The 14,864-nt window shown below is 59.1% G+C and carries 15 protein-coding genes; 9 read left to right on the top strand and 6 right to left on the bottom strand.

The genetic code is table 11. The features are described from left to right. The first annotated feature begins 30 nt into the window (after positions 1-30). A complete protein-coding gene (locus tag ACQE3D_RS14545) occupies positions 31-918 on the top strand; it encodes a GGDEF domain-containing protein (protein ID WP_313729953.1) in 888 nt (295 codons plus the stop codon). A 36-nt stretch (positions 919-954) separates the two neighbouring features. On the opposite strand, the gene lolA is transcribed toward ACQE3D_RS14545, so the two are convergent. Both lolA and mrcB read right to left on the bottom strand, forming a co-directional pair. Continuing rightward, a complete protein-coding gene (lolA, locus tag ACQE3D_RS14540; protein ID WP_071157970.1) occupies positions 955-1,569 on the bottom strand; it encodes an outer membrane lipoprotein chaperone LolA in 615 nt (204 codons plus the stop codon). Positions 1,570-1,572: 3 nt separating this feature from the next. Further along, positions 1,573-3,906, bottom strand: coding sequence for a penicillin-binding protein 1B (gene mrcB / locus ACQE3D_RS14535; protein ID WP_313729954.1), 2,334 nt, complete (start codon positions 3,904-3,906; stop codon positions 1,573-1,575). A 150-nt stretch (positions 3,907-4,056) separates the two neighbouring features. On the opposite strand from mrcB, the gene ACQE3D_RS14530 reads away from it, so the two are divergent. Together ACQE3D_RS14530 and ACQE3D_RS14525 are read left to right on the top strand one after the other, a co-directional pair. Beyond that, entirely contained in the window at positions 4,057-5,271 is a 1,215-nt protein-coding gene (locus tag ACQE3D_RS14530) for a glutaredoxin family protein (protein ID WP_313729955.1), read from the top strand. A 45-nt stretch (positions 5,272-5,316) separates the two neighbouring features. After that, on the top strand, positions 5,317-5,586 hold the full coding sequence (locus tag ACQE3D_RS14525) for a PilZ domain-containing protein (RefSeq protein WP_064025702.1): 270 nt from the start codon (positions 5,317-5,319) through the stop codon (positions 5,584-5,586). On the opposite strand, the gene ACQE3D_RS14520 is transcribed toward ACQE3D_RS14525, so the two are convergent. After that, on the bottom strand, positions 5,587-6,090 hold the full coding sequence (locus ACQE3D_RS14520) for a putative metalloprotease CJM1_0395 family protein (protein ID WP_064025700.1): 504 nt from the start codon (positions 6,088-6,090) through the stop codon (positions 5,587-5,589). Between the two features lie 53 nt (positions 6,091-6,143). Further along, positions 6,144-7,220: a tRNA epoxyqueuosine(34) reductase QueG gene (gene queG / locus ACQE3D_RS14515; protein ID WP_313729956.1), complete on the bottom strand. Its 1,077-nt coding sequence runs from the start codon at positions 7,218-7,220 to the stop codon at positions 6,144-6,146. A 49-nt stretch (positions 7,221-7,269) separates the two neighbouring features. On the opposite strand from queG, the gene ACQE3D_RS14510 reads away from it, so the two are divergent. The 5 genes from ACQE3D_RS14510 to ACQE3D_RS14490 all read left to right on the top strand — a co-directional run bounded on the left by ACQE3D_RS14510 (position 7,270) and on the right by ACQE3D_RS14490 (position 12,669). Then, on the top strand, positions 7,270-8,724 hold the full coding sequence (locus ACQE3D_RS14510; protein ID WP_313729957.1) for an NAD(P)H-hydrate dehydratase: 1,455 nt from the start codon (positions 7,270-7,272) through the stop codon (positions 8,722-8,724). Beyond that, positions 8,721-9,194, top strand: a complete 474-nt coding sequence (gene tsaE, locus ACQE3D_RS14505; RefSeq protein ID WP_313729958.1) for a tRNA (adenosine(37)-N6)-threonylcarbamoyltransferase complex ATPase subunit type 1 TsaE — start codon at positions 8,721-8,723, stop codon at positions 9,192-9,194. The genes ACQE3D_RS14510 and tsaE overlap by 4 nt, the downstream gene beginning before the upstream one ends. Before the next feature lie 43 nt (positions 9,195-9,237). Beyond that, complete coding sequence (locus ACQE3D_RS14500; protein WP_313729959.1) at positions 9,238-10,704, top strand: N-acetylmuramoyl-L-alanine amidase; 1,467 nt, start codon at positions 9,238-9,240, stop codon at positions 10,702-10,704. A 93-nt stretch (positions 10,705-10,797) separates the two neighbouring features. Continuing rightward, entirely contained in the window at positions 10,798-11,139 is a 342-nt protein-coding gene (locus ACQE3D_RS14495) for a zinc ribbon domain-containing protein YjdM (protein ID WP_168029538.1), read from the top strand. 120 nt (positions 11,140-11,259) lie between these two features. Continuing rightward, on the top strand, positions 11,260-12,669 hold the full coding sequence (locus ACQE3D_RS14490) for an esterase-like activity of phytase family protein (RefSeq protein ID WP_313729960.1): 1,410 nt from the start codon (positions 11,260-11,262) through the stop codon (positions 12,667-12,669). A gap of 205 nt (positions 12,670-12,874) precedes the next feature. Here ACQE3D_RS14490 and ACQE3D_RS14485 read toward each other — a convergent pair whose 3' ends face one another. Continuing rightward, positions 12,875-13,453, bottom strand: coding sequence for a beta-class carbonic anhydrase (locus tag ACQE3D_RS14485; RefSeq protein WP_064025688.1), 579 nt, complete (start codon positions 13,451-13,453; stop codon positions 12,875-12,877). A 160-nt stretch (positions 13,454-13,613) separates the two neighbouring features. Here ACQE3D_RS14485 and ACQE3D_RS14480 point away from each other — a divergent pair, with 160 nt between their 5' ends. Then, a complete protein-coding gene (locus ACQE3D_RS14480) occupies positions 13,614-14,498 on the top strand; it encodes a LysR family transcriptional regulator (RefSeq protein ID WP_064025686.1) in 885 nt (294 codons plus the stop codon). Positions 14,499-14,699: 201 nt separating this feature from the next. Here the strand turns inward: ACQE3D_RS14480 and ACQE3D_RS14475 are convergent, their stop codons facing one another. Further along, positions 14,700-14,843, bottom strand: coding sequence for a hypothetical protein (locus tag ACQE3D_RS14475; RefSeq protein ID WP_313729961.1), 144 nt, complete (start codon positions 14,841-14,843; stop codon positions 14,700-14,702). Positions 14,844-14,864 lie beyond the last annotated feature (21 nt).

Below are 14,864 nucleotides of genomic sequence, written 5' to 3'. Positions count from 1 at the left end.
TGAACGCCAACTCGATCACTGGGGACCGTCATGAAAGAACAATCCGCCGAATTAGCCGTCGTCAGCAACAAAACCTTTGAAGCCTCGACGGCGGTCAATCTTCATCATTACGACATCAGCAGTGCCTTGCAAACCACGCTGGAGTTCGACGAACTGATCGGGATCTTTTGCAATAAGATTCAAGCCACGATCCCGCACAACGGCGTCGAATACAACAATCCGCTGTTCAATATGCACTATCAGCGCGGCGTGATGGCTCGCCACTCCTGCTCTTATGTCTTGAAAGTCGAGGAACAGGAACTGGGCGAACTAAAATTGACCCGCACCCAACGTTTTGGCCGCGACGAGCTGAAAATGCTGGAAAGCCTGTTGTGCTGTCTGATTTATCCGTTACGTAATGCCACGCTGTTTCAACAAGCCTTACGGATGGCGTATACCGATCCGTTGACCAAAACCAACAATCGCGCGGCCTTCAACGATAGCTTGCAACGCGAGGTCAAGCGGGCGGTACGCCACGGCCAGCATTTGTCCTTGGTCTTCGTTGATATCGATCATTTTAAGAATATTAACGACCAATACGGCCATGCTTGCGGCGATTTGGCCTTGGCATCGGTGGCCGCCTGGCTACGCGATAGCGTGCGCGGCAGCGATGCGGTTTACCGCTTCGGCGGCGAAGAGTTCGTGATTTTATTGGCCGACACCGACATCGACGGCGCCGGGATTATCGCCGAGCGTCTGCGCGCCGACATCGAGTCGCATACCCTGGCTTACGGCATGGATGTGTTGAATTTGACCGCCAGTTTGGGCGTTGCCACGCTGCAAGGCGACGACAGCGCGGAATTGCTGGTCAAGCGCGCCGACAAAGCAATGTACGCGGCCAAACAACGCGGCCGTAACCGGGTGGAATTGGCCGCCTGACGGCAAGGCCGGCAAAATCTTGCCGGCTCCGGCCGCTTAGTTTTCGAACACGTCGGCGCCCTTGGGTGCTTTGAAGTTAAACAAGGCTTCTTCCAGCTTGGGATTGATCTGGATGTTGGAAAAATAGATACGCGTCAATTGGCCGAAATTATCGCTCAATTCCATGCCGCCCAACTGGTCGCGCTCCAAGCCGATCAGGATGTATTTGAAGCCGCTTTCCTCGTTCTTGGGCGACAATTTCACCCAATTCATGCCTTCGTCCTCGCCTTGCTCTCGCAACGTGAATTTCTCTTCGATGTCGATTTGACCGGTCAACAGCAAGGCCGGCGTCGAACCCAGCGAATCGTCCAATTGCTTGACCGTGACCTGCTCCAAATCCGCATCGTAAAACCAGACCTTGCCGCCATTGGATACGATTTCCTGGACGAAGGGTTTTTGATAATTCCAGCGGAATTTGCCGGGGCGGCTCAAATAAAACTTGCCGCTACTGGTTTGTGCCGGTTTGCCGCTCTTGTCCAGCGTCACTTGGCGGAAGTCGGCGGCCAGCGCGCTCGAGCCGGCCAAAAAAGTTTTCAATCGGGCGATCGGCGTTTCCTCCGCGTGCAATGGGGTGGCGCATATCAAGCAAAAAACGAAGCTAAGAATTTTCATCGGTTAAAAAGGATTGAGGTTGTTAAGCCAGTTGCCGTCGGTTTCGCCGCCGCCGCCGCATTCGGAAAATTGGCTGGGGCCGGAGCCGTCAATAAAGGGCAGTAATTTGGCGCCGGGGCAGTCCTCGGTACTGAGCAAACCGGTGGACGGATCGATCCACTTCATTTCGACATTGTCCGGCCGGATCAGACTGACCGGCTTTTTCGAGACCTGCCGCATCAGATCGGCCCAGATTTGCAGTGCGCCGCTGCCGCCGGTCAGGCCGGTCGGCTTGTTGTCGTCGCGGCCGACCCAGACCACCGACAGCAAATCGCCGCTGAAACCGGCGAACCAGCTATCCCGCAACTGATTGGTGGTGCCGGTCTTGCCGGCCAGCGCCATGCTTTGCGGCATGTAGCTGTAGGCCGAGTGGCCGGTGCCGGCATACATCACTTCCTGCAGTATCGTGTTGGTGATGAAGGCGGCGGCGGGATCGACGGCCTGATGGACCGTGAACGGATAGCTTTGCAACGCCTTGCCGTCGGCGGCATTAACCGCCCGAATCGAGCGTAGCGGCGTCGCGAAGCCGTCGCCGGCCAGGGTCTGGTAAAGTTGGGTGACTTCGAACGGCGTCAGGGCTTGGGCGCCGAGCAGGAAGGACGGATATAGATTCACCGGCCGCGACACGCCCATCGCCTTCAGGGTGTTGGCGATTTTGCCCAACCCGATGTCCATGCCGATCCGCACCGTCGCCAGATTGTAGGAATGGGTCAGCGCGGTATGCAGCGGTACCACGCCGTGCTCGCGATTGTCGTAGTTATCCGGCGACCAGGTTTTGCCGCTGCCGTCGTCCAACGCGATCGCGGTATCGCTGATCGGCGTGGCGATCGTGTAGCGGTCGGGGTGTTCCAGCGCGGTTAGATATACCACCGGTTTGATCAACGAGCCGATCGGCCGGACCGCGTCCAGCGCCCGGTTAAAGCCGGTCGTGACCGCGCTGTCGCGACCGCCGACCAACGCGACGATCTCGCCGTTGTCGCGGCGGGTGACGATGGCGGCGCTTTGCAAATCGTCGCTTTTCGGGCTTTTTTCCAGGTGTTTCAGTTTGTTCGCCAGCGTTTGCTCCAAGGTGTCCTGCGTACGGGTGTCCAGCGTCGTTACAATGCGCAAGCCTTCCGAGGTCAGATCCTCTTCCTTGTATTCCTGTCTAAGTTGGCGTTTGACCAAGTCGATGAAATCCGGAAAACGGTTGGCCGAGCGGTGTATCACCTTGGCCACACCCAACGGCTGCTTTTTGGCTTCGCTGGCCTGTTGTTCGTCGATATAGCCTTCGGCGAGCATCGAGTCCAGCACCAGATTGCGTCGATCCAGAGTGTGGTCCGAATTGCGGCGCGGGTCGTATTCCGACGGTCCGCGCACCAGCGCGACCAGCGTAGCGACCTGCGGCAGATTCAGCGTTTTCAGCGATTGGCCGAAATAAAACTCGCTGGCCAGACCGAAGCCGTGTACCGCGCTGGAACCGTCCTGGCCCAGGAAGATTTCGTTCAAGTAGGCTTCCAGTATCTCGTCCTTGCTGTAGCGGTACTCCAGAATCAGCGACATCAGCACTTCCTTGAGCTTGCGCCGTAGAGTGCGTTTGGGGTGCAGGAAGAAGTTTTTCACCAATTGCTGGGTGATCGTGCTGCCGCCCTGCACCATGCCGCCGGCCTTCAGATTGTTCCACATCGCCCGGGCGATACCCTTGGGCGAGATGCCGAAGTGATGATAAAAATCGCGGTCCTCGGTGGACAGCAAGCCTTGCACCAGGGTCGGCGGCGCTTCGTCCAACTTGATCAAAATGCGGTCTTCCTTACGGGTCGGATAGAAGCTGCCGATTTGCACCGGGTCCATCCGCAAGATCGCGACGCTTTCGCCGGTCGCGGCATCGGCTATGCTAGTCACGCCGCCGCCGGCGAAGCCGACGATGATTTTGCGGCTGTCTTGCGGCGTGTCGCCGAAATTGAAGGCGCGGGTCTTCAGCGAGACTTGACTACCCTTGACCACGTAAGAGCCCTCGGCGGCCAGTTGCGGGTCCATCCGGTAATGCAGTTGTTGTAACAAGTCCTCGAAGCTTTTAGCGGACATCTCGTAGCCGTTGTATAGCTCGACCGGACTGGCGTAGACCCGGGCCGGGATCGACCAGCGCTTGCCTTCGAATTGTTGGCGAACGGTATAATCCAGGTAGAAGGTGTAAACCGCCAGGGCCGCCAACGCGGTCAGCGCCACGGTGATTGCGCCGCGTATCAACCAGTTGGATTTCGAGGACGTTTTTTTGCGTCTGACGGTGAGTTTTCGGTATCTGTTGGGTCGTTTGGCCATTCAGTGTTGGGAGTCTGCCGCTCTAAGGCGCGTTGCGGTGTGGCTCCACTGCGGTGGAGGCGGGTCGTTGGCAATAACGGCGTATTATCCAATAATTTTATCTCGGTCGCGACTAACACGGCCGACCGGCGGTAGACGCAAGGGGGACGGATGAGTTCAATCGGACGGATTTTCGGGTTCGACAGGACGGTTTATCGAACATTAAGCCTACGGCTAATCTGCGGCATACTCGCGCTGATCATGCAGACCGGACTCCGCGCGGCTGACGCGGCCGACATCGAAGCGTTCGTGCGCGACGGCTGCGAACACTGTTTGGAAGCCGAGGCGTTTTTGGCCCGCTTGCATGCCGAGCAACCCACTTTGCGTATCGAGGTGCATAACGTTAGCCGGGAAACCGACGCCGCCGCGCGGATGCGGTCGCTAGCCGGCGCCGAGACGGCGGGTTTGCGCTTACCCGCGTTTTACGTCGGAGGGCGCTGGATTATCGGGTATAGCGCGGGCGGTCTCAGCGACGAGCAGATCCGCGCGGCATTGCGGGGCTCGCAGCGGGCCGATATCGCGACCGGCGACGCCGGCAGTTGCAGCGTCGTTCCCGAGACAAGTTGCGAAACGCCTGAGGTGGTACCCGACTCGCAGCCGGAAAGTTTCGGCTTCACGTTTCTGGGCCGGCGGATTGATTTAGATCAGGTCGGGTTACCGCTGTTTACGCTGGCAATGGGCTTGCTGGACGGTTTCAATCCGTGTTCGATGTGGGTGCTACTCTTAATGCTCTCGATGCTGGCGCCGATGCAACAGCGGATGCGGATGCTGGCGGTGGCCGGCACCTTCGTGGTCGTGGAGGGCATCGCCTATTTCTTGTTCATGGCGGCGTGGCTGAATCTGTTTTTGCTGATCGGTTGGTCGCGCGGCTCGCAGTGGGCGATCGCGGCCATCGCGATAGTGGCCGGCGCCATCCATCTGAAAGACTTTTGGGCGTTCGGACGCGGATTTTCGCTATCGATTCCGGCGTCCGCCAAGCCGGGCATATACGCGCGGATGCGGGCCATCCTACAAGCCGACAACTTGTTCGGTGCCATCGTCGGCGCCGTGGTGTTGGCTGTGCTGGTTCAGGTCGTCGAGTTCATGTGTACTTCCGGTTTTCCGGCTTTGTATACCCGGATACTGACGCTGCGCCAGTTGCAAGGGGTCGAATATTACGGTTATTTGCTGCTCTATAATGCCGCCTATATGCTGGACGACGTGATTGTGCTGGCCGTCGGCGTCTGGACGCTGAGTCAGCGGCGGCTGCGGGAACGCGAAGGACGTTGGCTCAAATTGCTCAGCGGACTGGTCATGGTAGGATTAGGGCTTTATTTGCTGGTTTGAGGACCGGCTGCGCGCATTGGAACTTGGAGAGAGTCGGGAGTATTCGTGGTAGATAACAAGCGCAGACATCCGCGTCTGAAACACCGGGCTAAGATCCGGGTGACGGTTCCGGTTTCGACCGAGACGCAAATCCTCGACATGCGGGATTTCTCCGAAACCGGGTTGTATTTGTTCTGTCCGGTAGAATTGATCCCGCCAATGGGGGCGGTCGTCGAAGTCCAGACCACCGAGTTCGACGACGCGCCGGTGCAGATGGCCAGGGTGGTCAGGATCGATCCGAACGGCGGTTTTGCGGTCGAGTTCGGCGCCGACTGATCAGGCCCGCACATTCAGGTGCTGGCCGGAGTTTGGCGCTTGTTGGCTTTTTAGCAATTCGGCGCGCGCTTTGGCCGCCATCGCGCTGGCTTGCCCGGCCACGCTCAAATCCTGGCCTGACGGTTGGGCAGGCGCCAAGGCGGCCCGGCGTATCGTATCGGCCTTGGCCAACGTGGCTTGCGGATTGCCGCTGACTTCCGACGTGTCGATGCCGACGTCGCCGCCGGTCGCGTAGCGCACCCCGTCCGGGCCGGTGACGTACTGAAAGTGGGCGCCGCCGGTTGCCAGGCCGCCGGCTGCACTCAGATGGGCTTGCTCGTGCGCGCGGACTTCCCGGTCGCGGGTTTTCAGTTTTTGAACTTGCGCGAGTTGTTCGTCGCTGAGCTGGGCGCTGGCCCCGGTTTGCTGGGTTTTGGTCGAGTCTTGCCGCGCGGCGGCGGAACCGCTCTTCGCCGAACCGGAATAGTCGGGGAATTGAGTGTTGGCGAGGGCCGGAATCGACATGCTGGCCTCCGGAAAGGATAGGCAGGTACTTTACCGCAAGTTTCAGCCGTGGCTCAAGTTTCGGCTTCCGTGGTCTGTCGCCGCAACGCCCAAACCACGTGTTCCCTGACCAGCTCTGAATCGTGGTCCAGCCGGCCGGCCAACGCCGCGCGAATCGCTTGGTCGGCTCTGGCGTTGCCCAGCGCGACGGCGATATTGCGTAGCCAGCGCGCGTGGCCGATGCGGCGGATCGCCGAGCCTTCGGTGCGTTGCAGGAATTCGGTTTCGCTCCAGCCGAATAGTTCGATCAGCGTGGCGCGGTCCAAGCGGTGGCGCGGTTGAAAGTCCGCTTCGCCGCTGAGTGTGGCGTAGCGATTCCACGGGCAAATCAATTGGCAGTCGTCGCAGCCGTAAATCCGGTTGCCGAGCAGCGGTCGCAGTTCCTCGGGAATGCTGCCGTGCAACTCGATCGTTAAATAAGACACGCAACGCCGGGCATCGACTCGGTAAGGCGCGACGATGGCCTGGGTCGGGCAGATGTCCAGGCAGGCTCGGCAAGTGCCGCAATGCGAAGCGACCGGCGTGTCGGCCGGCAGGGCCAGATCGGTATAGATTTCGCCGAGGAAAAACCAGGAGCCGGCTCGGCGGTTGATTAAATTGCTGTGCTTGCCTATCCAGCCTAGCCCGGCTTTCTCGGCGATGGCTTTTTCCAGCACCGGTGCGCTGTCGACGAACACCCGGTAGCCGAATCGGCCGATCTCGGCGGCGATTTTGTCGGCCAGTTTTTGCAGACGGCTACGTAACAGTTTGTGATAGTCGCGGCCCAGGGCGTAGCGCGACACGAAGGCAGCGGCCGGATCGTTCAGCCGCTCGGCCATGCTGCTCCGATGCTCCGGTAGATAATCCATCCGCGCCGAAATGATGCTGAGCGTGCCGGGCTGCAAGTCGGCCGGCCGGCTGCGTTTAAGGCCATGCGCCGCCATATAGTACATCTCGCCGTGCATCCCGTCCGCCAGCCAACGCTGCAAGTGGCCTTCGGCGCTGGTCAGATCGGTATCGCTGATGCCGAGTTGTTGAAAGCCCAAGTCCAGGGCCCAGGCCCGAATGTTGGCAACGAATTCTTCGGTGGCGACGAAATGACTTGGGGGCATGGCGGGCAGGAAAATATAATGGGTTTACTGCGTCATTTTACACAAGCCCATGCCCTCAGCCGACCAAGTCTACAGCGTTGCCGAAATCCGCGAAGCCGAGCGGCGAGCGATGGCCGAACACGGCATCGCCGGTGCGGTCATGATGGCCAGGGCTGGGGCGGCCGCGTTCGAACAAATCCGGCGCCACTGGCCGGAACGTCGGCGCCTGACGGTGTTTTGCGGTGCCGGCAATAATGCCGGCGACGGCTATGTCGTGGCGCGCTTGGCCTTGCTGGCCGGTTATCGCGTCGACGTGCATGCACTATCGGATTCGGCCCGCTTGCCGGTGGATGCCGCCGACGCCTCCGAGGGCTTTTTTGAGGCCGGCGGCCGCATCGAGGTTTTGGGCGACAGTCTGCCCGGCGACAGCGTGGTCGTCGACGCACTACTCGGCATCGGCTTGAGCCGGCCGGTATCCGAGCCTTACGCGTCGGCAATCGCCGCGATCAACGCATCCGCCGCGCCGGTAGTCGCTCTCGATGTACCGTCCGGATTGGACGCGGATACCGGCAATGTCTTGGGCTGTGCGGTGGCCGCCGATTTGACCGTGACCTTTATCGGGCTGAAACGCGGCTTGTTGACCGGTTTTGCGGCCGACTATTGCGGCGAAGTCGTGTGCGATAGCCTGGCCTTGCCCGACGAGGTGCTGGCGGGTGCCGGTTCGATTTACCGACTGACCAAAACCCCGCCGCCGCCTCGCCCGCGCGTCGCGCATAAAGGCCACTGCGGCCATGTATTGGCGGTTGGCGGCAATCTGGGTTATAGCGGCGCGATTCGATTGGCCGGCGAAGCCGCGTTACGCACTGGTGCCGGCTTAGTCAGCATCGCGACGCGAGCCGTGCATAGCGCCGTCCTGAATCTTGGCCGGCCGGAATTGATGTGCCACGGCGTCGAATCCTCCGCGGATTTGGCAAGTCTGTTGGACAAGGCCAGCGTCGTCGTTGTCGGTCCGGGTTTGGGGCAAGACGCCTGGGCACGGACGATGTTCGCGGCGGTACTGGCGTCCGGCAAGCCCTGCGTGGTGGATGCCGATGCCTTGAACCTGTTGGCGGCTCGGCCGGAGCGCCGCGATCATTGGATTTTAACGCCGCATCCCGGCGAAGCCGCTCGATTGTTGGGTTCGACGACCGCCCAAGTCGGCGCCGACCGGTTTGCGGCGTTAGTGAGCTTGCAACAGCGCTACGGCGGCGTTTGCGTACTGAAAGGCGCGGGTAGCCTGGTCGGCGATGGCGAACGCATCTACGTGTCGTCCACCGGCAATCCCGGCATGGCGAGCGGCGGCATGGGCGATGTTCTCGCCGGACTGCTGGGCGGACTACTGGCGCAGGGCTGGTCGGCGCCGGAAGCGGCCAGACTGGGTGTTTACGTACACGGCGAAGCCGCCGATCGCCTGGCCTTGCGTCACGGTGAGCGCGGCTTGTTGGCCGGCGATTTGCCGGCGGAAATCAGAGAGTTACTCAATTGATCGAAATCGAATTGATCGACGCTTCGGAAACCGAGGCCTTCGGCGCGGCGTTGTGGCAAGCAATGCCGGACAAATGCCTGATGTTTTTGAACGGCGATCTGGGGGCGGGCAAAACCACGCTGATTCGCGGCGCGTTGCGCGCGGCGGGCTATGGCGGAACCGTCAAAAGTCCGACTTTCAGTTTGGTCGAGGAATACCGCTTGAACGGCCGCGCCTTGTTTCATTTTGATTTGTATCGGCTGAAAGATCCCGAGGAATTGGAATGGATAGGGATGGCCGACTATCTGGGCGAGCGGGCTTGGTGTTGTATAGAATGGCCGGAGATGGGGATGGGACAACTGCCGGCGGCCGACCTGGAATTGACCCTGAATTACGTTGGCGAGCATCGTGCGGTTCAAATCAATCACTTACGTGGCGATTGGGAAAATTCGATAAAACTACACTGGAAAAACAAAGACCTATTGCTATAATCTCAACGGAATTGTCACTTTTGGGCTAACGGCTATGCAGCGAATGTCTCGAATTTTCTGGGCGGTGGTCTTGTCTACCGCCGCTCATGCCGTTTTGGCGGCTCAGGCCGAACTGGCCGGTATCCAGTACGGAGCCGCGTCGCAAGTGTCGTTCGCGTTGCCGGGTCCGGTCAAACACCACGCATTCGTGTTGAAAAGTCCTAGCCGTTTGGTCGTCGATTTCGTCGACGCCAAATTCGCCGCGCCACCCGCGCAGCCGCCCGCCGATCATCCCTTGTTTCTGAATGTCCGTAGCGGCATGCACAACGGCAACGATGTGCGAGTCGTCGTCGAACTCAAAAGCGACGCCGATGTCAAGGCCGCGCTATCCGGTAACGCCTTGCAAATTCAATTAACGCCCAAGGACGAGCCGGTAGCGGCACTGAAACCGCTGGTTAAGCCGGAAGTCGCTAAGTTGGAAAAAGCCGCGCTTGCCCAAGAGCCGGTTGCGAAGCCGGAGTTAAAGCCGGCGGTATTGAAATCCGCCGTTAAGGCCAAGGGCCGGGACATTGTCGTCGCCATCGACGCCGGTCACGGTGGTAAGGACGTCGGCGCTCAGGGTAACAACGGCACGCAAGAAAAAGACGTGGTACTGGCTATCGCCAAACGATTGGCGGCTTCCATCAATCGCCAACCGGGCATGAAAGCCGTGATGATTCGGAACGGCGACTATTTCGTCAAGCTACGCGAGCGGGTGCGCATCGCCCAAGACGCCAAGGCGGATTTGTTCGTGTCCATTCATGCCGATGCGTTCGACGATCCGTCCGCCCATGGCGCTTCGGTCTATACCCTGTCGAATAACGGTGCGTCCAGCGCGGTGGCCCGGTTTTTGGCGGACAGCGAAAACGCGGCGGATAAAGTTGGGGGCGGCGACGGTCGCGATGAGGCCTTGGCTTCGGTATTGATGGATCTCTCGCAAAAGGCGGCCAAGGATGCCAGCCTGCACATCGGCAATAAGGTCCTGAAAAACGTCAAGTCGGTGGGACATTTACATCGCAGCAACGTCCAAAAAGCCGGTTTCGTTGTGTTGAAGTCGCCGATTCCGTCGATTTTGGTGGAAACGGCGTTTATTTCCAACCCGGACGAAGAGCGCCGACTGAACAGCGCCGGGTATCAGCAACAGATGGCCTCGGCGGTGTTCGGCGGCATCATGGCGCATTTCCGGCAATACGCGCCGGCCGGCACGCTGATGGCGCAGTTGTATAAAGCCGGCGGCGGCAGCCGTTTGGCCGCGATCGAAAAAACCGAGCCGGTGGCGGCCGTCAAACCGGAGCCGACGCCGTCGGCAGTTAGCGAAACCGTTGTGGTCGCGGCGCCGTCGGCCAACCAACACGTGATCGGGCGGGGTGAGACTTTATCGGAAATCGCCCAACAATACGGCGTTTCGATGCGGGCGATCCGCGATGCCAACGCAATGAACGACGGCAATCTGCGTGCCGGCCAAGTCATACAAATCCCTCGCAGCAGCTGATTTTTACCGGGTGGTCGCGTCCAAGCGCTTTGACTTTTTCGCCAGTTGCGCTGTACATTGGCAGGTTTTTTAAAACCAAGCCTGGAGCTCGATATGACTCAACTGCCCAACTGTCCCCAATGCCAATCGGAGTTCACCTACGAAGACGGCGAAAGTTATGTTTGTCCCGAGTGCGGACACGAATGGGCGAAGCAAGCCAACACCGACGCTGGCGAAGCGGCCAAGGTCGTGACCGATGCCTACGGCAACGTGCTTCAGGACGGCGACAGCGTGACCGTGATTAAGGATCTGAAAGTCAAGGGTTCGTCGGCTGTCGTCAAGGTCGGGACCAAAGTTAGGAACATCCGTTTGGTGGACGGCGACCACGATATCGATTGCAAGATCGACGGTATCGGCGCGATGGGTTTGAAGTCGGAATTCGTTAAAAAGGCCTGAACAAACGCCGCCGGCCGGACGGCCGACCACTAAAGCCGAGCGACGGTTTTTTGCAACGTTGCTGTCGTAAACGCTGGATAGAATCGGGGCTTTTCCATCCCATGATTCGAGACATCCTTCATGCGTTTAACATCCACCCTGTTTTGCTCCGGGATGCTGTTGGCCAATGCGGCTATAGCGACACCGGTTTTCGTCAACGGATTGACCATTTCCGGTGCGACCGGCGACAGTTTCGGCACGTCGGTCAACGACGGCCGGGTCGGCTTTTTCTCCGACATTTATTACGATCCCAACCGTAACGAGTGGTGGGGCTTGTCCGACCGCGGTCCCGGCGGCGGTTCGTTGAATTACGAGACCCGCGTGCAACGCTTCAGTTTGGACATCGATAGCCAAACCGGCGCGATTTCGAATTTCACGCTGCTGCAAACGCTGAAGTTTTCCAAGTCCGGCGCGGCTCTGAACGGCATTGCCCCCAATCCGACCGGAACCTTGGGTAACGCCTTCGATCCGGAAGGTGTGGTGGTCAATCCGCGCAGCGGTAATTTGCTGGTGTCCGACGAATACGGTCCGTCCTTGTACGAAATCGACCGCAACACCGGCGCCGTGGTGAAAACGTATGCGACGCCGGCGAATCTGGTGCCGCGCAACAGCGCCAGCGGTACGGCCAATTACGCGGCCGACACCGGTAACGATGCCGGCAAGCGCACCAACCGCGGTTTCGAAGGCTTGGCGATCAGTCCGGACGGCAAATACGCCTACGCGATCCTGCAAAGCGCGATGCTGGATGAAGGGGCCGGTAACGGCAAAGTTAACCGCATTGTCAAGTTCGATACCGAAACCGGCGCCGCCGTGGCGCAGTATGCCTACGAAATGAAGCGTTCCGGCCAAGGCCAGGGCGTATCGGCGTTGGTGGCGATCAACGACCACGAGTTTTTCGTGTTGGAGCGCAACAATCGCGGTGTCGGAGTCGGCGCCGATTTGGCGACCGCCGATAAGGAAGTCTACAAGATCGATCTGGCCGGGGCGACCGATGTCAGCAACATCGATCTGGACTCCGGTGCGAGCTATACCAAAGTGAGCAAGTCCGCGCAAATTATCGACCTGGACGCCAACACGCTGGCGGCGTTGGGCAATAAGTCGCCGGAGAAATGGGAAGGACTGGCAATAGGACCTAAATTGGCCGACGGCAGTTATCTAATGTTAGCCGGCACCGACAACGACTACAGCGTCACTCAAAACGGTAGCGGCCAGCAATTCGACGTGTACTTTCGGTTTAGCGATGCCGATCCTTATGCCGGCTCGATTCAATGCCCGCTGGGCGAAACCAGCGGTTGCGCGTGGACTTCAAATGGTAGTGCCGCCAGTCTGACCGACGAATACAGCCTGCTGCCGGGCGTGCTGCACGCCTACAAGGCTTCGGCCGCCGATTTGGCCGGCTACGTCGCGCCGGTACCGCTACCGGCGGCGTTTTGGATGTTCGGTTCCGCTCTGCTGGGCTGGGTCGCTTATCGCGGGAAAAGCCGCGACTGAGCCGGCCGGATTGGCGACTGAGATGGCCGTGGCTTTAGTCGCTCGGTCGCCTTGCACCGACGATCGTCAAATGGTTTTCGGCCTGGAGAACGAAAAAAATGCTTGTAGCGGCTTCAGCCGCGATCGGCGGCTTTCGAAGTAAGGAAATGCTTGAAAACCGGCTGGTGTGACGCACGAGCCGGCATTTTTCCGCGTGGCGGGCGCTTTAACTGGCGGCGCCGGCCGCGGTGGCCTCCGGAACCTCGATCAGGCTGCCGGTTTTGACGTCGTAAACGTATCCATACACCGGAATGTTACCCGGAACCAATGGATGGGCCTTGATGCGCTTGACGTCTTCCAACACGCTGTCCGCCTGATTCTTAATGGTCAGCCAATTGATGAATTTGCCGTCGGTGGAACCTGGACCCGCGCCGTGATCGTGCCAGCCGGACGCGTCGACGCTGGCGGTTTCCAGGCTGCTGGCCAGCAAATCGCTCATGATTTCGTTGGTAAAGGTTTCCATGCCGCAATCGGTATGGTGAATCACAAACCACTCTTTCGTGCCCAGCAATTTATAAGAAATCACTAGCGAGCGAATTGCGTCGTCGCTGGCGCGGCCGCCGGCGTTACGGATGACGTGGGCGTCGCCCTCGGACAGACCAGCGTATTTGGCAGGGTCCAGGCGGGCGTCCATGCAGGTCAGAATGGCGAATTGGCGGGCGGGCGGCATCGCCAGATCGCCTTTGTTGAATTCGGCGACATAGCCGCGATTGGCTAGGAGTACTTCGTTAAGAATTTTGCTCATAATTACCTCGGTGGGGTGGGGGAAAAGACGTCTGGTTTAAGACAGCAAAACCAGACGATGTAACGACTATCTCCGGGGCGCATTCTATCGACCTTGCTCTCTGGTTTAAAGAGGCGAATTGGTTTATAAATCTTAAACCACAGGTTTATAAATAGGTGCCATGGATAAGTTTAACAACATGCGGGTGTTTTGCCGGATCGTCGAGCTCGGCACCTTCTCGGCGGTTGCTCGAGAATTGAAGTGCTCGACGATGATGATCAGCAAATATATGGCCCAGCTCGAAGCGTCGTTAGGCGTGGTTCTGTTGAACCGCACCACGCGTAGCTTGAGTTTGACCAGCGCCGGCGAGGCTTACTACCATCGCAGCCGGCAGTTGCTGGAGGACTTGGCCGATTTGGAAGCCGCTACCGGTCAGATGGGCGAGCGCATCAAGGGCCACATCAAGGTCAGTGCGCCGATCGATTTCGGCGGCATGTACATGGTACCGGTCATCGAACGCTTTTTGCTAACCTATCCGGAAATCAAGATATTGATGACCTTGGACAACAAACCGCCTAATTTGCGCATCGGCAACTTCGACATTTCGCTGTTGGTCACCGATACCCTGGACCCCGGCGTAGTGGCGCGCAAGATCGCAGAAACCGAACTATGCACCTATGCGTCTCCCGCCTATTTGAGCGAGCAAGGCACGCCGCAACATATAGAGGATTTGAGCGACCACCGCTGCCTGCATTACGTCGATACGCCGCACGGCGATTATTGGTTGTTTAACGTCGCCGGCGAATTGCAGCGGATTAAAGTGGATTGGTTGCTGGCCTCCAACAACGGTCGGGCGCTCTGCCAAGCCGCCGCGTTGGGCATGGGCATCGTGCGGGCGCCGCGCCTGTCGGCCGCGCCGCATTTGCAAAATGGCGAGTTGGTCGAAATTCTCAAGGATTACCAGCGCCCGGCGCTGGCGGTCTACGCCACCTATTTGCAACGCCGATTTTACCCGGCCAAACTCACCGCCTTCGTCGAATTTCTGCTGGACTATTTCGGTAAGTGACGCGAGAGGCAAGAGACGATTCGGATGGACCCAAGTTGGCCGCCGAGTCGCGATTGCGGGTCAAAAACAGGCCCGACTGATAATCCGTGAGCGGCGAATATCGTTTTGCACTGCTACGCCCGGAGTGGCAAATCTCGATTTGCCTGATAACTTCTGCCAAATCCGCCAAACCTGGAATCGCAGGCTATCGGCGTATTATGTTTAGTTAAAACCGATTTGCTTGGTTTCAGTCTGTTGCTCAAGCTTATGACTCGCGTAAATTGCTTGTGCTTCCGCGTCGTTATCCAGCGGATACACGCCTATCGCCTGGCCGGCGGCGGCTTTTGCTCCCTTGGATTCACGCAATAGAGTCCAGAGGGAGCCGAT

Origin of the sequence: Methylomonas sp. MS20, assembly GCF_050275925.1 — a bacterium.
Classification (GTDB): domain Bacteria; phylum Pseudomonadota; class Gammaproteobacteria; order Methylococcales; family Methylomonadaceae; genus Methylomonas; species Methylomonas koyamae_A.
This window is presented reverse-complemented; position numbering and strand designations above follow the sequence as displayed.